Source organism: Lysinibacillus sp. G1-3, from assembly GCF_056322905.1.
On record NZ_JBWHYQ010000020.1, the window covers coordinates 35,115 to 57,897 of the forward strand.

The window sequence follows — 22,783 nt, forward strand, 5'->3', positions numbered from 1 at the left end:
AATTAGGTAAGGGAATTAGAAATTAAATTTGACAAAATGTTTTTTTGAAATTTCGAAAAACAATGACCGGAACCTATTTAAGTGGTAAAGTATAGAAAAAATGAATGGAGAATTTTGTTATGGAAAAATTAAAAAGGGTTGAATTAAAGCATTTTTCAAGTGAATATATGAAAGAATTGAACTCTTTTATACTTACAGAGGAACAAAAACAATTTTCTGCACTTCCAAGCAAATTTGAGGAAATTAATGAGGGACAGTATCGTATTGTTATTTTAAGTGATAATACACCAGTTGGTTTCTTTCTCCTAAATTCAAATGAGAGAGTAAAGAAATACTCTAATAATTTGAATGCTATGTTATTAACGGCACTTTCAATTAATCATACCGAACAAGGAAAAGGCTACGCAAAACAAGGAATGACATTACTAGTTGAGTTTGTTAAAAAAGAATTTCCGAATTGTGATGAAATTGTTTTAGTTGTAGACAAAGATAATATACCAGCACAAAAACTTTATTTAAAAGTAGGATTTGAGGATACAAATGAGAGATTAATAGGACGTATCGGTGAAGAAATTATTATGAGACAATCAATAAAATAATAGTAGACCACAAATAAAAGTAAGTTTACTTTTTACTATCTTCCTTCGTCACCAGAGTCGATGCTACATTTTGTAGATTAACTCTGGTTTTATGTATTGTGGAAAGTCTAGCATCAATCCTTGAATATTAGCTTCATAAATATGTATCAAATTGCGCAAGTGTATGATTTGTATCAAACGTTTCATTTTATGTATGAAATTAATGATTAAACTCAGGTAGGTCGGTGCTGTAAGTATTTCCTCCCGTGGAACAATTAATTATCAGAACAGATCGACCGACGACCAACCTGCGCTATTTAGTAGCAACACATTTCGATGCAGATCACTTAGGTGGTTTAATAGCTGTACTAAATTCAATTTCTATAGGTGAATTTGTCAACAGTGGTAAGGCACATACGACAAAAAAATCTGCGCAGTTATTAGAATTAGTAGAACAAAAGAATATTAAATATGTCGAGCCGAAAATAGAACAGTTATTAGTTGGGGGCTGGAATACTTTACTTACAGTCACAGTATGTTGACGCAAAGGCTTCATATAAAAATGATGCCTCTATTGTATTAAAAACTGGATATAAAACACGTGATTTCTATTAATGTCAGATGTCGTATGATAGTTGAGTAGATGGAGGATAACGACGAAATTAGACGCTTGGTGCTTGAATGTAAGACTAACCTTGTCATTTCTTGCGCTTACCCGGGAAATTATTTCTTATTTCCTAACCTGAGTAACCATTTTTCCAAATAGTTTTCATGCAGATAAAAAATAATGCAATGGTTGAAGATCCATTCGCAAATAGTATGTGAGCGATAGAGGTCAACTTTGATGATTTTCCATTCTAAATATGGGGCACTTATAATTATTTCGGGATACATAGCTGATGAAGGTCCATCGTTTGAAAACTACACAATTATCGCGGCTTTTTTTTGTCGGACCAGACTTATTTTCCGTTAGTAGAAGAATATATGGCAATGGTTGACGCAGAACACCAGTCCGTTCAGAACGACTTCACGGTCGCTTTTGCAGAGTGGCAAGGCGTAAACGCGTAAACGATTCCTACGCTAGTGAAGAGTATGCTGCATAGCACGGCTTCTATGAAACTGAAAATCAAAACCGATATGGAAAATGAGAGGCATCTCATGCTGCTTCTAAATCAGGTTCGTGACCTTCAGGATTACGAGGTCGAGCATATCGTATACTTAATCTGGGGCGGACCGGACAAGCTGAAGAAAATAGCTGCCAAAACCAAAGGAAATCGAGGAAAGTGGCTCACTGAGTTGGCGCAGGCCGCTAGCCGCGGATAAATTGGCTATTGCGATAGGACAAAGGGTTAAACAGAATAAGTATTGTAGCTGCAAAATAGAAGATGATCAGCAAAGCTAATTTAGCCCAGCTGGTCTTTTTAATTTACTTAGTCATCATTAACCATAAGTCTAAAGCCCAACATGGTATCAGTCTATCACTGTATTTACGAGTAAATAAAACTTTGATATTCTATTTATGGTAAATATTTCTTTGTGAAGGGAGTAGTCAGGGTGTTAAAGTGAAAAATTTTTTAATTATGGGGGCATTAATTATTGTTTTAGGAAGTGTATATCTATAAAGGAGGAAATTCTTTTATGAAAAATAAACTATCTGCGGTGTTAGCCGCTACATTAGCGTTAACGATGAGCCTCCCAACAGGGGCTATGGCGTCTTCTAGCAGTCAGACTACGGTGGTTGCTAGCCAAGAATTAGCTAGTCAAGAACTGAAAAAGATTGCAGCAGAGAAGGCTGCGCTACTTACAAAGTCCTATGAGACGACTAGTGTGCAGTATGCGTTAATTGATAATGGCAAACTTATTTTGTCGGGTCAGACAGGCAAGAACGATATGAATGGGAAACAGCCGCTGACCAAAGATACCCTATACGGGATTGGTTCAGTCAGTAAAATGTATGCAACGGCGGCTGTGATGAAATTGGTCGACGAAGGAAAAGTTGATTTGGATGCTCCTGTCGTCCACTATGTTCCTGATTTCAAGATGAAGGATGAACGGTATAAACGCATTACGGTGCGTATGCTGTTGAACCACTCCTCCGGCTTGCAAGGAAGTACGCTTAGTAATTCATTTTTATTTAAAGATAATGATACCTATGCCCATGATAATTTGTTGCAGCAATTGTCCAACCAGCATTTGAAGGCGGATCCTGGCGCGTTCTCGGTATACTGCAACGACGGTTTTACGCTAGCCGAGATTATGGTGGAAAGAGTTAGCGGGATGAGCTTTACCGAATTTATACATCAACGGTTTACAAAATCTTTAAAGCTAAATCATACAAAAACGCCGCAGGACAAATGGGAAGACGATAAGCGAGCTGGCCTTTATTTTCCAATGTACCAAGGGCAGCTTCCTACTGAATCGGTGAATGTGATTGGTACGGGAGGGATCTCTTCCACAGCAGAAGATATGGTGCGATTCTCACAAATATTTATGGGATATGAAAAAGGAATCCTCTCTGATAAAGCAGTCAAGGCGATGGAGCAAAAGGAATATAAAAAAGGAATGTGGCCCGGGGATGGAGAGAATAGTGTCAACTATGGTCTTGGCTGGGATAGTGTGAAACTATATCCATTCAGTGAATATGGGATAAAGGGCTTGGCAAAAGGAGGCGATACGGCACTACAACATGCTTCACTGGTCGTACTTCCTGAACAGAAGATGGCAGTGGCTGTGTTGTCATCCGGCGGTAGCAGCGCTACAAATCAACTGATGGCGACTGAAATACTGCTCGCTGCACTCAAAGAGAAGAGCAAAATTAAGGATATCAAGCCGAACAAATCCTTTGGTAAGCCGATCAAGGCCAAAATGCCTCAAGATGTAGCGAAGAAAGCGGGTTTTTACGGCCATAGTTACGGTCAATTCAAAATAGAAATTACGAAGACTGGTGAACTGATCTTACTATCTAATCCACAAGTAAAATATGTTTATACTGCGAATGGAAGCTTTATTAATGAGAATGGTACCTCCAAGCTCAATTTCGTCACTGAGAAGAATGGACGAACTTATTTGAAGGAGAGCACATATTCTTCGCTGCCAGGTTTAGGGCAAATAGCGAGTACTCAATATGTAGCCGAGAAACTTGAAGACAATGTGCTATCGAAGGAAACCGCAGCCGCATGGGCAAAGCGGGAAGGCGTCAAGTTCTATCTTGTGAGCGAGAAATTTAGTTCTGTGCAATATTTGGCACCAATGATGCCCGTACAAATTAATAGCAAGGAAGGCATGGAGGGCTATTGGGAAAGCCAAAAAATCACAGGCCCTAACACGGCGATGCATCAGCTCCAAATACCTGGGGTGTTTGGTCGTGATACGACGGAAGCCCGTTTCTATACAGAAAGCGGCAATGAATATATAGAAATGTCCGGGTCGTTATACGTAAGTGAATCCAACGTAAAAACGCTGGATGCAGGCCAATCATCCAAAGTTACGCTGCAAGCAAATGGGCATGCGAAATGGTTTACGATCCCACAAGCGGCAGCAGGGAAAACGATGACCGTGGCGTTGCCATCAAAGAGTTCGTTCGCTGTGTATGATGAGAATGGAGTATGTATCAATTTTACCGTTGTAAGCGGCAATAACAAAGTAAAACTGCCGAAGAACGGAACAGTTGTATTTGCTGGCGCACCGAACTCGGAATTTGAAATTACGTTGAACTAACTATAATTCTAGAACGATTTCAATAAAACCAGTAAGATACAGAGATAATTCGCGCTCATTTGACTGCATTCTTGACTCGGAAATATGTAGAAGATAATAAACAAAAGCCACTAAAAATGAACTAGATCCCAAGAGTTAGACCGAAAATCTAACTTTTGGGGTCACTATCATAGTGGCTTTTTTTATTTTGAAACAAAATGGAAATAAAGTATATAAAACTGATAAAATTTCTACAATAAATCGTACCTTGTCTAAATATAAAATCAACTAATAACAACAAAATAAAACGAAAAGATAAAAAATTTCATATGAATGCAAATATAATTGAATATTTTGAACAGGTGGTAATTACTGACTATGAAACTGCGTTTTTTGTACTTAAAATACTGAAAAAACAACAGTCAATTTCAATAGAACTATACAAATTATTCCTGAATACATCAAACATCTTACATTTATTTCTATGTACAAAAATTTGATAGGAGTGACTACAATCGTGTTTCGAAAATGATGAAATATATCTTTATTGCACATTTATTAGTAGAACGGTGGAAGTTGGCGGACTTACTAAATCACGGTTTATCCAGAAATTACCAAAATTCGCTATCTTGATGAATGAGTATGGAAAGAGGCTATTTGCAGGCGGACGGAAATCAATACCATACAAGACCTTTGAAAATGAGTATATAGAGGTTAAGTCGAAGAATGGATATACGCTGCATTCTTTGAATGCGTTAGTGGTATAACGTATGAATACGGTTCGCAAGGAAGTAAAACAGCGTAGAGTAAGGCTAATTAATCAGCAGGACCACATAGCTTTTCTCGAGTGCAAGCATGTTCGAAACGTAGAGCTTATGATCCTATTAAAAAGTGTGGGAGAAGCAAGACTTATAGGCAACTACGGAGCATTAGGAAAGAGCTTGAGTAGATCAGTCGTTTACGTAGGTGGGGTAAGTGAAGATTTGAAAGAAATTGTTTAGCAAAAAGGATGGTGAATAAATGACTATCGCATGTCGTCATTGTAATGCTAGTGAAGGGTTCTATGTGAGAGCGCGAGTATCCGGCTCAGCAACTACTTACTACACAAAAACAGGTGATTTCATGGCTGACCAGAGTAGTATGTATGGCAATTTATCATCAAGGAGGCACAGTAGCTTACTGTATGAATTGTCATAAGGCTATGGGAAAAAAAGAAGATTTCGAGTCGGCGATGTTGAAAAAGAAGCAACTTTTTACTAAACAATTTGAGGATTGTGTCTGAAAAAATTTGTGTAAAAGGGAAAGAGGTTCATTTTCTTGAGTATTTAAGTTTATTTAGTTCCTTTGTTAAATATTGAACTTGCTTTTCTAATTCATCTATTTTATTTGAGGAGTTATTATTGTTGGTATTTGATTGTTGGGATTGAGCTTCCTCTAGAGCCATCATAGCTGCAATAGTAGATAGGCCGTCACCTAATGTAGTAATTAGTCCAGCAATTACAGCAAGCTTAGCAGCATCATTTTCGCCATTCGATAAAAGGTCATTCATATTAAAACTATCTTTGCGTTTACTCAAATGTTAACCTCCCTAAATTAATCAATACTATATCTTATTCTGTATCCTATTTTAAAATTCGGGTGTTTAAATTAAAATGTTCGGTAACAAAATGGGGAAATAATGAAAGTTACTTTTTTAGTAGGAATGAATGAACAAGATGCTCAAGTAAAAGAGACGTTTGCACTTGAGCAATTAGGAATTGATAAAAATCTAATAGGCGATGAATTCCAAGGAGGCTGTTGATGAGAGTTATAACGAATAGGCTTGGGAACAGCTATACGGAGGTTTTGACTTTGTAGATTAATGACAAAATAGCCGCAGCGTTTGCAGACGCTACAGCTCAGAATTGGTTTATGCCCTTGTATTCAGGCTAGTCAGATAAGTCATATAACACAACTTAGGAGGGCAAACCTATGAAACAAGGGCAAATTAAAGTAGTAGAGAATTTACTTCAGTGGATTGAAAATTATCGATGGATGGTTGAAACCATTGCGGAAGCAAGGCAATCGTAGATATTTTCTGAATTATTTTTCAAAATAAGAAAGGTATATATTAAAAAATATAGAATTCCACAGTGTATTAAATGTATTTTTAAAGGAGGATGTATTTGTGACTATACCTGATTACAGAACACCAATTAAAAACCAAATCGGTGGTGTGTTTATTCCAGTACGTAACCTAGAGAAAGCAAAAGAATGGTACGGAAAAATACTTGGTTTGGAAAGAGGAGAAGATTATTTTGACCATATATTCGTGGCTCCCATGGAAGGTACAGCTGGATTAATTTTAGATGCCATGCCAAAGTGGAGAAAAGAAGATGGTGATATTTCCACTTACCAAGTTCCATCAATTCAGTTTTTAACTGATGATATTCAAGCTGCTTATCAATTTATGAAAGAAAACAATGTTGAACTTGTTACAGAGATTCAGGATAATTTTTATTTTGTGTTTAAAGATCCAGATGGTAATTTATTAATGATTTGCAAAGAAGTATCTTGAAGATTATGAACGACTGCATTTCAGTTAATGGGTGCTTTAATAAAAATGGAGATGAATGTTTGGAACATATGTAACAAAAGGAACAAATGTAAAACATGTAGCATGTTTTGTGATAGGAAAAATATGATGTAAACTCGGAGGTAGGTCGGTGTGGTAAGGTTTTCATCACTTGGTATTTATCAAAACCTAAATAGTAGGTAAAGACAGACCGGCGACCGACCTACTCCTCATAAACTTGTTCGAGGCAAGACAAATTTGGCCAGCCTATATTTTTTACGAGATTAAGGATTAACTTAGCTTAAATGTTTTATATAAGAATAATATGTTAAAATTATTCCCTTCATCATAATTGTCTCCCTTCATTGAATAATGTACTTATAAAAAGTACATTAAATATAAGATGCGGTTACATATGTACAATTAAAAATATTGAATATCATAGGAGATCGGACGATTGAAATTCAAGGAAAATTAAATACATGTTATCGTTCAAGAAAATGTTTAGCACATACAGGGGATTCAATATTCATTTCGCAAAAAGAATATCGAAGTATAAAAAGGGAAGAATTTAGTAAGCAATATAATATCATCCTACCTATTGATTATGTTAAGATAAGTGTTGATTCTGTAAACATGCAGCTAAACAAAAAATAAAAGTGTATAAAACTTCAATCTACAATCAAGCATCCTCTATTGGATGCTTTTTATTTATTCAATAAAGTAACTAGCATAATGGGGTGATTACAAAACAAAAAAATGCTAGAGGAGGTTTTTATGAGATATGGCTAGTCAAAGAAAAAACCACTATTAAGTGGCTTTAAATTAATAAATTACTATTTTTATCTATCAATTCCTTAGTATTCACACATCCACACATTACCTACCTTATAACACTGGGGACCAGCTGCGGAGGCAGTAGAAGCTGTGGATACAGACGTTAAGCTTAAAAGTGAAACAGCAAAAAGAAGAACGCCTAATTTCTTTTTCATATTAATCACCTCCTTATTACTTATTTATTCAACCGACTGGAAATTTATAACCAAATAAAATATGAATGTTCTTTTATAAAGTTAATAAACAAATTAACATTCTTCGGGATGTTTTTTCTTTTACTTTGATAACTGCATCAAACAGCCAAAACACTTTGAGTTGAGAGGGCGGAGTTTGATGTGGTTTTGAGAGTGGAATATATGAAAATAATTTATCGAAATAAAGAATGGGAAATGAAAACCATTCAACAACGTAATGAATATAACAAGCTAAAGTTAAAAAATTGGACAATGTGAAAGATGTTCGTAAGTACACAAAATGAATGGCACGCATATGAAGCATCAGATGCGTGAAAATTTACTTAGGGTATTTAAGTAGAAGTTATGAGGTAGAAAGCGAGGTGAAAACGACGGCATTTGAATACTTAGTAACTTACAAAACATTTAAATTAATAATGACATGGATTCGGCTCTTGAAGACCACATGGCAACACACTACTATGATTTAACAGAATCAGAGCGTGCCATCGTTTTCAAACTCGCTAGTCACGCGTTGGAACATCCAGGGGGCATGTCATTTGAAGGCCGCTACAATCGCTTCATCATTGGAGATCAGCACAAAGGCAGTTTATCGTGCTATTTCAAAATTAATATCACTAGGAATCGTTAAAAAAGAAACGACTGTAAAAAGGAAATGCTGACAAGGAGCAAGTATTTATATCATTTTGCCTGGTATATTAAAGTTGAGGATTTCTCTAACAATAAATTCGAACCAAACAAACCAATGACGCGTGGTGTAATGTCCCGTTGGCTTGCAAATGATCTAGCACTTGCAAACGTTGAATATGGCAAATCGATTGAGGAAATGGCGAATTCAAGCCTTACAGTTATCCCGATTCCAGAATTTTTATGGTGGTAGGGTAAATAAAAAGGATTTACCGTATAGCGGAGTGATGTTAGACACTGGATTACTTTCGGGTTATGAAGATTTTACATTCAAAGCAAACGGCAACACAACTCGTGCCGATTGGTGAATACAGCAAAAATTGAACAATTTAATATTCCGTCACCAATTATTCGAACAATGATTTTAAAAAGAATGAAAAGTACAGATTTTAGGGTGCAGTACAAACGAGTGACTTTTTTGAGAACTGCTTTTCTGGTAAGTTGTTTTATTCCTCTTAAAAAATTCCTGTCCGGATATTTTAGTTTACCATTTTTTTGCTGGGGTACAATTTTGATAAAAAACTCTCTGTACCCCAAGTTGTACCCCAATTAAAAACATTTAAATACACTTCAATACATAGGTATAAAAATCTCCTTTCAGTAAAACCTTCATATCATGCACATCAAAAAATTAAATACATTTGGATAGAAATCAATGTCATAAGGATTACTTATTGAAAAAGATAATATTAATGTAATTTACTTATGTATATAAATGAGCTATCATGGGTATTGGAGAAAAGATGCTTTAACAATTTATATAGGCCTTTTCAAAAAGATATTTAGGGGGATCCGCAAATGGCACAAGGTAATTTACACAACAGCCGCGCATCATTCGAAGTTAATGGTAAAACTTATAATTACTATGACTTAGCTGCGATTGAAAAAGCTGGCGTTGCAAAAGTTTCAAACCTTCCTTACTCAATCAAAGTATTATTAGAATCAGTTTTACGTCAATATGATGCATATGTTATCAAAGAAGAGCACGTAAACGAATTAGCAAAATGGGGTAACGGCGCAAATCCAGAAGCTGAAGTTCCATTCAAACCTTCTCGCGTAGTATTACAAGACTTCACTGGTGTACCAGTAGTAGTTGACCTTGCTTCTCTACGTTCTGCAATGAAAGAAATGGGTGGCGACCCAAGCAAAATCAACCCTGCTATTCCAGTTGACCTTGTAATTGACCACTCAGTACAAGTTGACAAATACGGTAATGCATCTGCATTAGCAGCAAACATGGACCTAGAATTCGAACGTAACGCTGAGCGTTATAACTTCTTAAAATGGGCTCAAACTGCTTATGATAACTTCCGTGCTGTACCACCAGCAACTGGTATCGTTCACCAAGTAAACTTAGAGTATTTAGCTCCAGTTGTACACGTAAACGAAAATGCTGACGGTACTTTCGAAACATTCCCTGACTCAGTAGTAGGTACTGACTCACATACAACAATGATCAACGGTATCGGCGTTCTTGGATGGGGCGTTGGTGGTATCGAAGCTGAAGCAGGTATGCTTGGTCAACCTTCATACTTCCCAATTCCAGAAGTTATTGGTGTTAAATTAGTTGGCGATCTTCCAAACGGAACTACTGCTACTGACTTAGCATTAAAAGTAACTCAAGTATTACGTCAACGTGGCGTAGTTGGTAAATTCGTTGAGTTCTTCGGACCTGGCGTAACTAAATTACCACTAGCTGACCGTGCGACAATCTCTAACATGGCTCCTGAATATGGTGCTACATGTGGTTTCTTCGCAATTGATGAAGAGTCATTAAACTACATGCGTTTAACAGGTCGTGACGAAGAGCACATCGCGGTTGTAGAATCTTACTTAAAGTCTAACCACATGTTCTTCGATCCAACTTTAGAGCCAGTTTACACTGACGTATTAGAAGTAAACTTGGCTGAAATCGAACCAAACCTTTCTGGTCCAAAACGTCCACAAGACTTAATTCCACTATCTCAAATGCGTTCTCGTTACAAAGAAGCAGTAGTGGCACCACAAGGTACACAAGGTTTCGGTTTAACTGAAGATGAATTCGCAAAATCTTCTGTAGCTAAATTTGCTGAAGGTGATGTAGAAATCCCAACAGGTGCTGTAGCAATCGCTGCAATCACTTCTTGTACAAATACATCTAACCCATACGTATTAATCGCTGCGGGCTTAGTTGCGAAAAAAGCTGTAGAAAAAGGCCTAACAGTGCCAAAATGGGTAAAAACTTCTTTAGCACCAGGTTCTAAAGTAGTAACTGGTTACCTTGAAGATTCAGGTTTACAAACTTACCTTGACCAAATCGGTTTCAACACTGTAGGTTACGGTTGTACAACATGTATCGGTAACTCAGGTCCATTACTTCCTGAAATCGAAGACGCTATCAAAGAGAACGACCTATTCGTAACTTCAGTTCTTTCTGGTAACCGTAACTTCGAAGGCCGTGTACACCCACTTGTAAAAGCTAACTACTTAGCTTCACCACCACTTGTTGTTGCTTATGCACTTGCTGGTACTGTGGATGTTGACCTACAAAAAGATTCATTCGGTAAAGATAAAGATGGCAACGAAGTATTCTTCGCTGATATCTGGCCTTCAACTGAAGAAGTTAACGCAGTATTAGGTACTGTAGTTAACCGTGAATTATTCCAAAAAGAATACGAAACTGTATTCACAGCGAACGAAAAATGGAATGCAATTGAAACATCAACTGAGTCTCTATACACATTTGATGACAAATCAACTTACATCCAAAACCCACCATTCTTCCAAGGTCTTGCAAAAGATCCAGAAGCTATTAAAGGCTTAGAAGGCTTACGCGTAATGGCGAAGTTCGGTGACTCAATTACAACTGACCATATTTCTCCAGCTGGTGCAATCGGTAAAGATACACCTGCAGGTAAATATTTAATCGAAAACGGTGTTGCAATCCGTGACTTCAACTCATACGGTTCTCGTCGTGGTAACCACGAAGTTATGATGCGTGGTACATTTGCAAACATCCGTATCCGTAACCAAGTTGCTCCTGGTACAGAAGGTGGTTTCACTACTTACTGGCCAACAGGTGAAGTAGAGTACATCTATGACGCATGTATGAAATACCAAGCGCAAGGTACTGGCTTAGTAGTACTTGCTGGTAACGACTACGGTATGGGTTCTTCTCGTGACTGGGCTGCTAAAGGTACTAACTTACTTGGTATCAAAACAGTTATCGCACAATCTTACGAGCGTATCCACCGTTCTAACCTAGTAATGATGGGTGTTCTTCCACTTCAATTCATGCCAGGTGAATCAGCTGATACTTTAGGCTTATCTGGTAAAGAAGAAATCTCTGTTAACATTACTGACAACGTGAAACCACGTGAAATCTTAACAGTAACTGCTAAATCTGAAGACGGTTCAGTTAAAACTTTCCAAGCTTTAGCTCGTTTCGACTCAGAAGTAGAAGTAGACTACTACCGCCACGGTGGTATCCTACAAATGGTTCTTCGCGCAAAAGCTGCTCAATAATCATTTAAATAAAAAACCGATCTCTTAGGAGGTCGGTTTTTGTCTATACATAAAAAAACTTGTATGGGAGGCATTGGTTTGCAAAAAGCTGAACTGAAAAGACGTGCTTTATCCATTGTTCCGTTACCGAGTCACTATGAACTAATCATAGAAGAGTATTCTGAAGACGGAAGAGTGATGTTTTCATGGGCGAATGAACAACAGGATGAAAGTATGACTGTTGAGTTAGATTGCACTGGTCACCTCGTATATTTATCTATTGAAGCTAATGATACTGTTCCTGAAGCTGTTACTTTATCTATTGAAGAAAAAAGAAGAAGTGCGGAACAATTTTTACTCAGTCATTATCCAGAAGCTTTAAAAGACTTAACACTTTCTCAAAAGAAAAAACTGTCGCGTGTAGAACGCTTTTCTTTTGAACAGTTTGTTATGGATGTACCATTAGCACAAGCTGGTTGTTTTATTGATGTTGATGCATTGGGCAATATTGTTAAATTTAGATACAACGGTGTGAAGATGAGTCCTGAAATCCCTTTAAAGCTAGTTTCGAAAGAAAATCTGATGGAATATGTGCGTAATACGTTGTCGTTACAACTAGTGATTACAAAATTATCTCGCGATGTTTACAATGTTAAGAAAGATGGACTTCATCTCGTGTATGAGGTACTTTCATTTTTAAATTTTAAAGCAGATGTATTAGAACCAACTTTAAAGATCATTCATGATGAAAATGAGACTGAAAGTTATGTTGCTCTACCTCCTTTGCCAACTAGCTTAATGGCCAATGAAGTGACGAATGAAGCAATCATAGGGATTACAGATGACCTGGAGCTTATTCGAGAAGTGAATATAGGACCAAAGCTAGGAATGGTGTGGCGTAAGCAGAATTGGGAGATGCAAGAAAAAGATTTATCGGTGAACAGCTTTTTTAAAATGCAGTCAGAAGATACAGTAAAAGCTTTTATTGCAAAAAATACTGGTAAAATACAAAGTTTTGGATGGTTGCATAAACGCCTAGGAAATCTACAGCTTAATCAAGAAGCATGTTATGAAAAAGCAATAGACTTTTTACAAAAAGTAATTCCTGACTACTATCCTTATCTCCAACGATTAATTCGGGGAGATGAAGAAGAGGATGAAAGAGAATCAAACTCATTTATATTCCATGCCCATAATCAAGGATTACCTATTGCGGATGTGGTGATCGTCGTTGTTAATCGTACAACTGGTCTGATTGATTTTTATAGTGGACCGAATTTTGGTTTGGATGAACTTCGCCAAATGCCTACAGTACCAGCTATATCTTTGGAAAAAGCGTATCGTCGATTTCTAGAAAATATCGATTTTCAATTGGTTTGGGACAAAAATTACGATATCGAAATTGAGTCTTATCAACTTATCTATCAAGCGTGTGATCGACAAACTAAGTTACCTATCCGGTATATTGACGCGACTACTGGCGAAATTATTGTCAGTAATGTTTAGTGAATTGTTTCTTTATATGAATGCAAAGCGACAGTACGGAAGTCTCCAATCACTATAGGTGGTGAAATGAATGCGGATTAAAGTTATTGTTCGCATCCGTAACGCTAGTCAGTTGCACTTGGTGCAAAACCGATTTCCTGGGAAGTCGGTTTTTTTATCTACTTCTTTCAAAATGAAAGGGTCGGATTAGAAATTAAATCGAAATCGTGGATAGAACTGTCGAAATGATGGATAGAAACGTTAAAGCGACGGATAGAATTGTCAGAGCGACGGAAAGAACCATCGAAGTGACAGATAGAAAACAGGGCGACGGATAGAAATATCGAAGTGACGGATAGAATTGTCATAACGATGGAAAAAACTATCCAAGAGACGGAAGGAATCGTCAAAATGACGGAAAGAACCTTCAAAACGAGAGATTGCTCCGATTGAATGAAGAATAACCCCTATGAACTGCCGGAGATATCTCACCAAAATGAAATATAAAACCCAAAAGTTGCGACTCTAACCGTCGAAGTGCAGAATAAAATCTTCAATTAGACGGTTAGAGCTGCAATTTTCAAATTAGTTTATCCTAAATTTCTTCATGCTATAAAACTGTAAACCAATCGCGAGTGACATAGAAATTACTGCAAAATAAATCAATGTTATTGTTCCCGTCTGTATGGACAATACGACTCCACCTAAGCTTGCGCCTATTGCACTGCCTAAATAATTTACTGAACTGTTTAATGCCACTGCCGAACTTCCGTTATTCGGCTGTTGTGAGAGTAAAATATGTTGTTGAGGTGCCTGGCATGCCCAACCCATTGCTCCCCAGACAAAGAACGGTAAGTATTTGAAAATAGGGAAGTTAAGCATAAAGGGTATACTAATAATCGATAATGTTAAAGTAAATAAAATGATTGTAACTAAAGTTTTTAGTTTTCCGAAGTAGTCGATTAAGTAACCAATCAATATACTTCCCACCAAGCCACCGAATCCCCATGCCCAAAGGTACATTGTTACATTACTCGATCTTGCCATATCTTCTAAAAGGGGAGAGAGGTATGTATACAATCCAAGACTAGCAACACTGGCAAAAAATGTTACACCTACAGTTATAGTTACTCTTTTATCCAGGAACATTTTTAATCGTTCGTTAAGTGCGGGGGGAGGTGTTGTTGGGAAATCGGGCAGAAAAAAATACATACATAAAATAGAAATGACACCGATCATCACTAATAGCCAAAGTGTTATTTTCCAATCATATACGTTTGATATATAAATACCTAAAGGAACACCAAGCACTGTTCCAATACTCATTCCTCCTATAGTCAATCCTAGAGCTCTTCCTTTCTTTTCACTAGAAACGAACTTTGTAGAAGCTGCTACAGCTAAAGGTGAAAATAAACCAGCTCCAGTCCCCGCAATTGCTCTCGAAAGTAGAAGAATAGTAAAGGTCGGAGCTAAAGCTGTAACGCTATTTGCTATTGTAAAGAGCAGCATGGACCATATTAAGATTTTTTTAATGGGTTTTCCGGCAAGTAAAGAAGAAAAGAACGGCGCTGATATTGCGTAAAATAAAGTAAAAATGCTCACTGCCTGACCAACTTGTGATGTGCTTTTTTGATACGTATCGCTAATTCCTGGGAGCAATCCTGCAATCACATAAGCATCAAAACCCAAGGCAAACATGCCAAAGGCTAATAATAAAACATTTTTCATATATTGTACCTCCATAAATTAAAGCTGCTAACCTATAACGTTATGTTATAATCAAAGCACTTCTATATTTAATAGGTTACTAAAAATCGTTGGATATGGAACAATCACTATTTTATAAGGGTATAACAAATCGTTATAGGGTATGGAGGGATACAATGAATGTAGAATGGTTACATAGTTTTATTGCCGCTGCCAATCAAAAAAGTTTTTCTAAAGCTGCTCAAATTACGAATCTTTCCCAACCTGCACTAAGTAAACATATACGAAACTTAGAGAATAATCTTGGCATCGAATTATTTCATAGGACTTCCATTGGTATCGAATTAACGGAAGCTGGCGATCGTTTCTACACTCGAATTACACCTGTTTTAACTGAATTAACAGCCATTCGTGAAGAATTGCAGCATTTTAGTCAAAGCAATCCTATTGCCATCGGTGGTCTGCCTAGCTTAGCCACTTACTATTTGCCAAACAAAATGAATGAACTTAAGCAACTTGGTCGACCTATAACATTGATGATTCAAAATACTTCAAAAGAACTGTTACAATCTTTAGATAAAGGAAGACTTGATGCAGTCTTTGTGGATGCAAAGTATACGGGAGAATCTTTGTGGAATTGGGAGTTGTTTTCGGAACCTTATTATGCTGTGTTTCCTATGAATCATCGTTTTAATTCAAGAATAGCAGTTGAACTTGAAGAACTTTGTGAGGAGCCGCTTATTGTTCATCAAGCTCCTTGTGATTCAAGGAAGGATATCGTAGAACAAATACAATCACTTGGCTACACGCCGAATATCATTAGTGAAGTGAACTTTGGGGATTTTGTTTTTGGCGCAGTAACTTCTGGAATGGGGATTACGATTGTACCAGAATTAATGGCTAAAAATATTGGCCATCTTCCACTTTTTACTTTACCGATTAATAATTTTGGAAGATCTAGAACGATTTCATTGGTTACAAAACATAAAGAATTAGGTTCGAAATTAAATCATTTAATATCAAATTAAATGAAATGAAGCTGCCTCCAAGTGTTTAGTGGAGACAGCTTCATAAAATTAATTAAACCCCATTAAATCTTTTACCTTTTTTGTATTTTCGACTGTTGTCAGCATTTCTAATAAGCTAAATGCAACATCGAATGCAGTGCCAGGATTGGAGGATGTAATAATATGTTCAGTTCGAACAATTCGTTCGTTGACGATGTCTGCACCATAGGATTGCAGCTGTGCTATTCGTTTACTTGTTGGGTGATTATAAGTTGTAGCTTTTCGATTATGCAGCACTCCGCTATGACCTAAAATGAGGGAAGCTACACAAATCGTAGCAATCGGTTTTTTGTGTTCATCGAAATGACGAACAACTGCCTGGAACTCTTCGCTAAAAGCATCTTCATAAAATCCTGCCTCTTCAAAGCCTCCAGGAATCGCAAGTGCATCAAAATCCTCTAATGATATTTCATGAAGTAATTTTTCAGGAGCTACGTTAAAATTCCATGTACATTGCAATTGCTGATGCAATCCAACAGTCACGACTTCTGTTGTACCGTCGCCCTCCCATTTATTCCAGCCAAGTACATCAGTAAAAACACTTGCTTCAACTGCTTCAAATCCATTTGCTAATAGTAATAATATTTTTCTCATGTTAGTAATGCCTCCTTTATACGTTTAATTGTAATGAATAAGGCTATTCAATGACAGAATCTGTATAATGTAATTTAGATGATTTACTTGATAATAAAAGGAATTTTATCAAATCTAATTTATTAAAAAAGGTGGAGACATATGGATCAAATAGATACAGAAATATTACAGCAATTACAGCGAAATGCAAAAATGTCGATGAAAGAGTTAGCGGCTACGGTTCATTTATCTTCTCCAGCTGTTATTGAACGTGTAAGAAAATTGGAAGAGCAGGGGATTATTGAAGGTTACGGTGCAAGGGTTAATTTAAAAAAGATCAATCGCGACATTCAAGCCATTATTCTATTTAAATCCATTGATTGTAAAAGTCTTTCGGATTTTTGTAACGCACATCCCGATGTCCTTGAATGCTATCGTGTAGCGGGTGAAATCAGTTACATTGTAAAAATTGCAACCAATTCAGTTGAAACATTAGAGCAGTTTATTGACGCCGCAATGCCTTATGGTACGCCTTCAACGAATATTGTGCTTTCTTCAACAAAAAAAGCGGTCATTGCGCCTTTTTATGATGAAAATTTAGACTAATGTTCCTACAACAATATCGATTGCAAATTTAGCAGAGGAAAAAGATGATTCTAAAACAAGAAGGCTAGACATTCAAAAATTCAAGAATGTCTAGCTTTTTATTAGCTGTTTTTTATATTTGGAATAAGGTACAATTATTGTAAGTATTTGAATTCTCGAAAAATAGGTACAGGGAAGTGAATAAATCATTGATAATTGCAATAATGGACAATGCGTTAGCATTTATTCTATCTTCACCACTCATACTTATCTATTTTAAAAGCCTCTCTCAAGAAAATTTAGCTTGGCGTTGGACTTTACCCTTTTGGTTTTTAAACCACAATATGATTAGAAATTTTGTGTCTTTTGGTGATATCTTTTGGGTGGTGTTAATGTGGCAATTTCTTTTTATTTGGCCAATATGTATAGGTATATATTATTATTTATACAAAAAGGAATATAAATGGGAATTTTATATAGGTTTAAAGAAAAAGCATGGCATATTATTGGGAAGCTAAAACGTTTTATGCATTAGTTCACTAGGGATTTGTATGTATGATACAAACAAAAAAGTAATTGCCTTTCATGAACAAGTAATGAAGGAATTTGAAGATAACTCTGACCGTCCGCAATATTTGATACAAAATAGTGTTATACCATCTACTCTGCTTTCTTTGTCCGACCAAATTAATGAGGTCAGAAATGGAAAGGTGCGTGCGGCAACCTTCCCTTGGAAAAGCAAGGTGATTGTTGTAATGGACAACGACCAGAAGGAGTTTACTTACGTACGGTTTAATAAGGGATGGAAGCTTGACGGCATTTATCAAGAAAGTAGTTATGATTATTCAGAATAAAAAAACGTGAAAAGGAGAGCAACAGTGCGAATGTTAAAAAATGAAACCTTATTAAAGGAAAGCGACTTAAAAGAAATTCTCAGAGAATTAAATAGTGGAGGTAGAAGCTGGCAGCAAGAGGACCAAACGCAACTCATACAATCAATGATGATACATATCGGCTCATTAGATAGTGAACTACGAGATAACTTAATATATGGATCGTTTTATGAATTGATCCGTGAAAAAGACTTACTAGAGCATTCTCTTTTAACGGAGCTTTTAGAGGAATGTTTGAATAATTTATTATATAAGGGTATTGAAGAAGGCGAATCAGATTTAGTTTTTACCCGTACATTTACGTCGCTATTGATTGCGCTAATATTATTTAGAGATAACGCAGACGATTTTTTATCCCAACAGAACATCGCGGATTGTAAAGATAAAGTACTAGCTTATTTAGCAGCAGAAAAGGATGTAAGGGGCTACGTGCCGGTGAAAGGGTGGGCTCATAGTGTTGCCCATATGGCTGATGCCATCGATGAATTGGTGAAAAATCCAAAATTAGATAAAGCTACTTATATTGAAATTGTTAACGCCTTATGGAACGCCATTTTGCAAGAAAATTATGCTTTCATTCATAATGAAGATGAACGAATTTTAGTCCCTATTTTCACAATGCTTGAGCAAGGTTTAGATGAACATGAGATCGTTAAATTACTGCAACAATTACCTATTACTTTAAAAGTAAAAAAAGAACAGCTCGATGTACAGCATCACAGAATTTTAGTTTTTAACTGTAAATCCTTTGTGAAAAGCTTTTATATTAAAACAAATGGGAAGCCTAAGTTCGCAGCTCTTCAGAAACGCATTGAAACATGTCTCGATGAATTATAGGAAAATTACTACCAATAGTAGTACTTTGAAATTATTGACAGAAGAAAAATAGTCTGTTACGATGAGTGACAATAAAAGCATACAAATTCGTTGATGAGAAAGAGTAGTGTTTCATTTTGTTCTACAGAGAGCCGACATATTGGTGGAAGTCGGTGTACAGGTGATACATGAAGATCCTCTCTGAGAAGATTAGCTGAACATAGTAAGCTGATCCGGGTGTCTACCGTTAAAAAGAACACGTATGATTGTACGTTGCTGAGTGCTATTGAACGTTTCTTCAATAGAATTAGGGTGGTATTCGCGGTTAACCCCGTCCCTTACTTGGGACGGGGTTTTTTGTATGCCTTTTATACAAAATAAATTGTATAGGAGGAACTAATATGCAAGCAGAACAAAAGAAGGAAACTACAGTTGAACGAGAGATAAGGATCCGAGCATTGTGGGAGCAAGAAAGCACGTTTGCAGCATCCATGACAAATCGTGTTGGACAGCAGCCTTTTGTTTTTTATGAAGGACCGCCAACAGCAAATGGATTACCACACGTAGGTCACGCGTTTGGTAGAACGATTAAAGATGTAGTAGCTCGTTATAAAACGATGCAAGGCTATTTAGTTGAACGTAAAGCTGGTTGGGATACACATGGTTTGCCTGTAGAGTTAGGCGTGGAAAAAAAACTAGGCATCTCTGGCAAGCAAGAAATTGAGAAATATGGTGTTGAACAATTTATTCAAGAGTGTAAGGGGAGTGTCTTTACTTATGAGAAGAAGTGGCGCTCCTTTACAGAGCAGCTTGGCTATTGGATTGATATGGATGACCCTTATTTAACCCTAAGTAATGATTACATTGAGTCCGTTTGGAATATTTTAAGCCATGTGCATAAGGAAAAACTTTTATACAGGGGGCATCGTGTTTCGCCATATTGCCCTAGCTGTCAAACATCATTAAGCTCTCATGAGGTTGCGCAAGGCTATAAGGATGTCAAAGATTTATCTGTAACGGCAATGTTTAAGCTAAAGGACAAAGATGAGTATTTTCTTGGCTGGACAACGACACCATGGACATTACCTGCTAATGTAGCCTTGGCGATGAATCCTAAGCTCGTGTATGTTCGAGTGAAGCGGCACGATAAAGTATATATTTTGGCAAAATCATTAGTGGAAAAGGTTTTTACTGAGCCAGTTGAAATATTAAGTGAGCATAATGGGCACGAATTTGAAGGTGTATCGTACAGTCCTCCTTTTTCATACGTAACCGTTGATAAAGGTCATGTCGTAGTGCTGGCCGATTATGTTACGGAGCATAGTGGAACTGGAATTGTTCATATCGCACCTGCATATGGGGAGGACGATTATAAAACGGTTCAGCAAAATGGGCTATCATTTATCAATGTTGTTGATTTGAAAGGCTGTTATACAGAAGATGTTCCAGAGCTTGTCGGTAAATTTGTGAAAGATTGTGATGTTGACATTATTAAAATGCTCGCTAAAGATGAGCTATTGTTCGATAAGGAAAAATATGAGCATAGCTATCCGCATTGCTGGCGCTGTGATTCACCTTTGCTTTACTACGCAACTGACAGTTGGTTTATCAACATGTCTACATTGAAAGATAAGCTTTTACAAAATAATGAACAAGTAACTTGGTATCCCGATCATATTAAACACGGTAGATTTGGCAACTTTTTAGAAAACTTAGTGGACTGGAATATTAGCCGAAATCGCTATTGGGGAACGCCACTCAATATCTGGGTTTGTAAGGATTGTGGTCATGAAGAGGCGCCAAATAGTATTGCTGCCTTAAAAGTGTTATCGAAGAGCACTTTACAAGACATAGAGCTTCATAAGCCTTATATTGATGAGGTTGTTTGTACTTGTCCAACATGTAATGGCGACATGGAACGCACACCTGAAGTGATTGATGTATGGTTTGATAGTGGTTCGATGCCATCTGCTCAGCATCATTATCCTTTTGGAAACCTCGATACGTTTAACAATCAATTTCCTGCAGATGTTGTCATTGAAGGTATCGATCAAACGCGTGGCTTTTTCTATAGTTTATTAGCCGTATCGACTTTATTTACAGGTAAAGCACCTTATAAAAATGTACTTTCTTTAGGGCATGTTTTAGATGAGCATGGACAGAAGATGTCGAAAAGTAAAGGCAATGCATTAGAGCCTGTTGAACTAATTCAGCAGTACGGAGCAGACGCATTAAGATGGGCGTTTTTAGTTGACAGTTCTCCTTGGAATCCTAAACGCTTTTCAAAGAAAATTGTGATGGATGCAAAATCAAAACTAATCGATACACTAGATAATACGTTCAAATTTTATCAGCTGTATGCAGAAATAGATGGCTTCCAATACGATGTCAATAATACAGGTACTCGTACAAAACTAGATCATTGGATACTATCTCGATTACATCATACGATTCAGCTAGTGACAAAATCTATGGACGATTATCAATTTACACAAGCAACACGTGAAATCGGTAAGCTTGTGGAGGAGCTAAGTAACTGGTATATCCGTCGCTCACGAGCAAGATTTTGGGCTAACGGATTGTCAGAGGATAAACGTGGTGCTTATAGTACGCTGTATGAGCTACTAACGACAATTTGTCAATTACTAGCACCTTTCACACCATTTATCGCAGAAGATTTATATCGACAATTATGTGGAAAAAGCGTTCATTTGCAGAACTACCCAACATTCAATGAAGCGCTTGTGAATACGAAGCTTGAAAACGAGATGGCGAATATTTTAACGATAGTAGAACTTGGCCGTAGCATCCGTAATAGTCAAAGCATCAAAGTGAAGCAACCTTTAAGTGAAATGATTGTCTCAGTTGACGGTGAGCTAACGGATTATCAACCATATAGCGAGCTTGTGAAAGATGAATTAAATATAAAAGAATGCCTGTGGACAAATGATTTTTCTGCATATGAAACGGTTCATTATAAACTTAATTTTAAAACAGCAGGTGCAGCTTTTGGAGCAAAAGTGAACAGCGTAAAAGAGTACGTAGTGAATTTAAATGATGAGGAGAAAACTAAATTACAACAAACAGAATCAGTTGCATTAATGATTGATGGAGAACAACTAACATTGCTAAAAGCTCACGTATTAACTGAATCCGTTGTAAAGGACCAATACATCTTAGCCGAAGAAGCTTCTTGTCGAGTCCTTTTGAATGTTCAGCTGACAACTAGCTTACTTGAGGAAGGGCAAATTAGGGAACTTATTCGCACAATCCAAGATACACGAAAAAAATGGCAACTTCCTGTTGAGCAGTATATATCGATTGCGATTGCTGGAAGTGCCAAAGCAAAAACGATTATCCAGCAGCATGAAGCATTGTTAAAGACAAATGTGTTGTTACATGATATTCATTATGTGAGTGCCGATCATAGTGAACGGAATATAGAGACAGAAATGTTTGATGAAAAAGTTTCTATTTATTTTAAACTGTAGAATCTTTAATGATCGGGTAGACAGAGAAGTGATCAGGTAAGCTTAGGAGTCACCAGGAAAAAGCTCAGAACGACGAAAAAGCGCTTAGGCACAATTATTTTATTAATAAATCAAGAATTAAAGTATTGCATTATAGA

General features: G+C 36.9%; 20 protein-coding genes, 1 pseudogene and 1 other annotated feature. Of the genes and pseudogenes, 17 read left to right on the forward strand and 4 right to left on the reverse strand.

All coding sequences use genetic code 11. The annotated features are described in order from the left end of the window. The first annotated feature begins 119 nt into the window (after positions 1–119). The 5 genes and pseudogenes from ACVYAD_RS19865 to ACVYAD_RS19885 all read left to right on the forward strand — a co-directional run bounded on the left by ACVYAD_RS19865 (position 120) and on the right by ACVYAD_RS19885 (position 5,471). On the forward strand, positions 120–599 hold the full coding sequence (locus ACVYAD_RS19865) for a GNAT family N-acetyltransferase (protein WP_349658100.1): 480 nt from the start codon (positions 120–122) through the stop codon (positions 597–599). 245 nt (positions 600–844) lie between these two features. Beyond that, positions 845–1,120: an MBL fold metallo-hydrolase gene (locus tag ACVYAD_RS19870; RefSeq protein WP_476427617.1), complete on the forward strand. Its 276-nt coding sequence runs from the start codon at positions 845–847 to the stop codon at positions 1,118–1,120. 403 nt (positions 1,121–1,523) lie between these two features. After that, positions 1,524–1,901 (forward strand): annotated as a pseudogene (locus ACVYAD_RS19875) (DUF6138 family protein). Between the two features lie 315 nt (positions 1,902–2,216). Continuing rightward, positions 2,217–4,295: a serine hydrolase domain-containing protein gene (locus ACVYAD_RS19880; protein WP_476427618.1), complete on the forward strand. Its 2,079-nt coding sequence runs from the start codon at positions 2,217–2,219 to the stop codon at positions 4,293–4,295. Between the two features lie 999 nt (positions 4,296–5,294). Beyond that, a complete protein-coding gene (locus ACVYAD_RS19885; protein WP_476427620.1) occupies positions 5,295–5,471 on the forward strand; it encodes a hypothetical protein in 177 nt (58 codons plus the stop codon). A gap of 112 nt (positions 5,472–5,583) precedes the next feature. Here ACVYAD_RS19885 and ACVYAD_RS19890 read toward each other — a convergent pair whose 3' ends face one another. Beyond that, positions 5,584–5,850, reverse strand: coding sequence for a translation initiation factor 2 (locus ACVYAD_RS19890; RefSeq protein ID WP_476427621.1), 267 nt, complete (start codon positions 5,848–5,850; stop codon positions 5,584–5,586). A gap of 102 nt (positions 5,851–5,952) precedes the next feature. Here ACVYAD_RS19890 and ACVYAD_RS19895 point away from each other — a divergent pair, with 102 nt between their 5' ends. Continuing rightward, positions 5,953–6,075, forward strand: coding sequence for a hypothetical protein (locus ACVYAD_RS19895; RefSeq protein WP_476427622.1), 123 nt, complete (start codon positions 5,953–5,955; stop codon positions 6,073–6,075). 366 nt (positions 6,076–6,441) lie between these two features. Then, positions 6,442–6,831, forward strand: coding sequence for a VOC family protein (locus ACVYAD_RS19900; protein WP_349658092.1), 390 nt, complete (start codon positions 6,442–6,444; stop codon positions 6,829–6,831). An 854-nt stretch (positions 6,832–7,685) separates the two neighbouring features. Here the strand turns inward: ACVYAD_RS19900 and ACVYAD_RS19905 are convergent. Then, positions 7,686–7,820, reverse strand: a complete 135-nt coding sequence (locus ACVYAD_RS19905; protein WP_476427623.1) for a hypothetical protein — start codon at positions 7,818–7,820, stop codon at positions 7,686–7,688. A gap of 521 nt (positions 7,821–8,341) precedes the next feature. Here ACVYAD_RS19905 and ACVYAD_RS19910 point away from each other — a divergent pair. The 5 genes from ACVYAD_RS19910 to ACVYAD_RS19930 all read left to right on the forward strand — a co-directional run bounded on the left by ACVYAD_RS19910 (position 8,342) and on the right by ACVYAD_RS19930 (position 13,535). Next, positions 8,342–8,521, forward strand: a complete 180-nt coding sequence (locus ACVYAD_RS19910; RefSeq protein ID WP_476427624.1) for a helix-turn-helix domain-containing protein — start codon at positions 8,342–8,344, stop codon at positions 8,519–8,521. Beyond that, positions 8,515–8,739, forward strand: a complete 225-nt coding sequence (locus ACVYAD_RS19915) for a hypothetical protein (RefSeq protein ID WP_476427674.1) — start codon at positions 8,515–8,517, stop codon at positions 8,737–8,739. Before ACVYAD_RS19910 ends, ACVYAD_RS19915 begins: the two co-directional genes overlap by 7 nt. Positions 8,740–8,773: 34 nt before the next feature. After that, positions 8,774–8,854: an S-layer homology domain-containing protein gene (locus ACVYAD_RS19920; protein ID WP_476427669.1), complete on the forward strand. Its 81-nt coding sequence runs from the start codon at positions 8,774–8,776 to the stop codon at positions 8,852–8,854. A gap of 490 nt (positions 8,855–9,344) precedes the next feature. Next, positions 9,345–12,050, forward strand: a complete 2,706-nt coding sequence (gene acnA / locus ACVYAD_RS19925; protein ID WP_476427625.1) for an aconitate hydratase AcnA — start codon at positions 9,345–9,347, stop codon at positions 12,048–12,050. A 39-nt stretch (positions 12,051–12,089) separates the two neighbouring features. After that, entirely contained in the window at positions 12,090–13,535 is a 1,446-nt protein-coding gene (locus tag ACVYAD_RS19930; protein WP_476427626.1) for a YcdB/YcdC domain-containing protein, read from the forward strand. 564 nt (positions 13,536–14,099) lie between these two features. On the opposite strand, the gene ACVYAD_RS19935 is transcribed toward ACVYAD_RS19930, so the two are convergent. Then, positions 14,100–15,242: an MFS transporter gene (locus tag ACVYAD_RS19935; RefSeq protein ID WP_476427627.1), complete on the reverse strand. Its 1,143-nt coding sequence runs from the start codon at positions 15,240–15,242 to the stop codon at positions 14,100–14,102. Positions 15,243–15,397: 155 nt separating this feature from the next. Here ACVYAD_RS19935 and ACVYAD_RS19940 point away from each other — a divergent pair, with 155 nt between their 5' ends. Beyond that, the gene (locus ACVYAD_RS19940; protein ID WP_476427628.1) at positions 15,398–16,249 is read left to right on the forward strand and encodes a LysR family transcriptional regulator; all 852 of its coding nucleotides are present in this window, start codon (positions 15,398–15,400) and stop codon (positions 16,247–16,249) included. 48 nt (positions 16,250–16,297) lie between these two features. On the opposite strand, the gene ACVYAD_RS19945 is transcribed toward ACVYAD_RS19940, so the two are convergent. Further along, on the reverse strand, positions 16,298–16,882 hold the full coding sequence (locus ACVYAD_RS19945) for a DJ-1/PfpI family protein (RefSeq protein ID WP_349658082.1): 585 nt from the start codon (positions 16,880–16,882) through the stop codon (positions 16,298–16,300). A 141-nt stretch (positions 16,883–17,023) separates the two neighbouring features. Here ACVYAD_RS19945 and ACVYAD_RS19950 point away from each other — a divergent pair, with 141 nt between their 5' ends. The 4 genes from ACVYAD_RS19950 to ileS all read left to right on the forward strand — a co-directional run bounded on the left by ACVYAD_RS19950 (position 17,024) and on the right by ileS (position 22,646). Next, complete coding sequence (locus ACVYAD_RS19950) at positions 17,024–17,467, forward strand: Lrp/AsnC family transcriptional regulator (RefSeq protein ID WP_476427629.1); 444 nt, start codon at positions 17,024–17,026, stop codon at positions 17,465–17,467. Positions 17,468–17,997: 530 nt separating this feature from the next. After that, a complete protein-coding gene (locus tag ACVYAD_RS19955; RefSeq protein WP_476427630.1) occupies positions 17,998–18,300 on the forward strand; it encodes a hypothetical protein in 303 nt (100 codons plus the stop codon). A gap of 30 nt (positions 18,301–18,330) precedes the next feature. Then, positions 18,331–19,176: a DUF2785 domain-containing protein gene (locus ACVYAD_RS19960; protein ID WP_476427671.1), complete on the forward strand. Its 846-nt coding sequence runs from the start codon at positions 18,331–18,333 to the stop codon at positions 19,174–19,176. An 81-nt stretch (positions 19,177–19,257) separates the two neighbouring features. Further along, positions 19,258–19,497, forward strand: a binding site (T-box leader). Between the two features lie 59 nt (positions 19,498–19,556). Beyond that, positions 19,557–22,646: an isoleucine--tRNA ligase gene (ileS, locus tag ACVYAD_RS19965; RefSeq protein WP_476427631.1), complete on the forward strand. Its 3,090-nt coding sequence runs from the start codon at positions 19,557–19,559 to the stop codon at positions 22,644–22,646. The last annotated feature ends 137 nt before the right edge of the window (positions 22,647–22,783 follow it).

What these genes read in the sequence shown, in the direction of transcription:
- ACVYAD_RS19865 (WP_349658100.1), top strand. Translation starts at nt 120, where the DNA reads ATGGAAAAATTAAAAAGGGTTGAATTAAAGCATTTTTCAAGTGAATAT.
- ACVYAD_RS19880 (WP_476427618.1), top strand. Translation starts at nt 2,217, where the DNA reads ATGAAAAATAAACTATCTGCGGTGTTAGCCGCTACATTAGCGTTAACG.
- ACVYAD_RS19885 (WP_476427620.1), top strand. Translation starts at nt 5,295, where the DNA reads ATGACTATCGCATGTCGTCATTGTAATGCTAGTGAAGGGTTCTATGTG.
- ACVYAD_RS19895 (WP_476427622.1), top strand. Translation starts at nt 5,953, where the DNA reads ATGAAAGTTACTTTTTTAGTAGGAATGAATGAACAAGATGCTCAAGTA.
- ACVYAD_RS19905 (WP_476427623.1), bottom strand. Translation starts at nt 7,820, where the DNA reads ATGAAAAAGAAATTAGGCGTTCTTCTTTTTGCTGTTTCACTTTTAAGC.
- ACVYAD_RS19915 (WP_476427674.1), top strand. Translation starts at nt 8,515, where the DNA reads ATGCTGACAAGGAGCAAGTATTTATATCATTTTGCCTGGTATATTAAA.
- ACVYAD_RS19920 (WP_476427669.1), top strand. Translation starts at nt 8,774, where the DNA reads ATGTTAGACACTGGATTACTTTCGGGTTATGAAGATTTTACATTCAAA.
- acnA (WP_476427625.1), top strand. Translation starts at nt 9,345, where the DNA reads ATGGCACAAGGTAATTTACACAACAGCCGCGCATCATTCGAAGTTAAT.
- ACVYAD_RS19935 (WP_476427627.1), bottom strand. Translation starts at nt 15,242, where the DNA reads ATGAAAAATGTTTTATTATTAGCCTTTGGCATGTTTGCCTTGGGTTTT.
- ACVYAD_RS19940 (WP_476427628.1), top strand. Translation starts at nt 15,398, where the DNA reads ATGAATGTAGAATGGTTACATAGTTTTATTGCCGCTGCCAATCAAAAA.
- ACVYAD_RS19945 (WP_349658082.1), bottom strand. Translation starts at nt 16,882, where the DNA reads ATGAGAAAAATATTATTACTATTAGCAAATGGATTTGAAGCAGTTGAA.
- ACVYAD_RS19950 (WP_476427629.1), top strand. Translation starts at nt 17,024, where the DNA reads ATGGATCAAATAGATACAGAAATATTACAGCAATTACAGCGAAATGCA.
- ACVYAD_RS19955 (WP_476427630.1), top strand. Translation starts at nt 17,998, where the DNA reads ATGTATGATACAAACAAAAAAGTAATTGCCTTTCATGAACAAGTAATG.
- ACVYAD_RS19960 (WP_476427671.1), top strand. Translation starts at nt 18,331, where the DNA reads ATGTTAAAAAATGAAACCTTATTAAAGGAAAGCGACTTAAAAGAAATT.
- ileS (WP_476427631.1), top strand. Translation starts at nt 19,557, where the DNA reads ATGCAAGCAGAACAAAAGAAGGAAACTACAGTTGAACGAGAGATAAGG.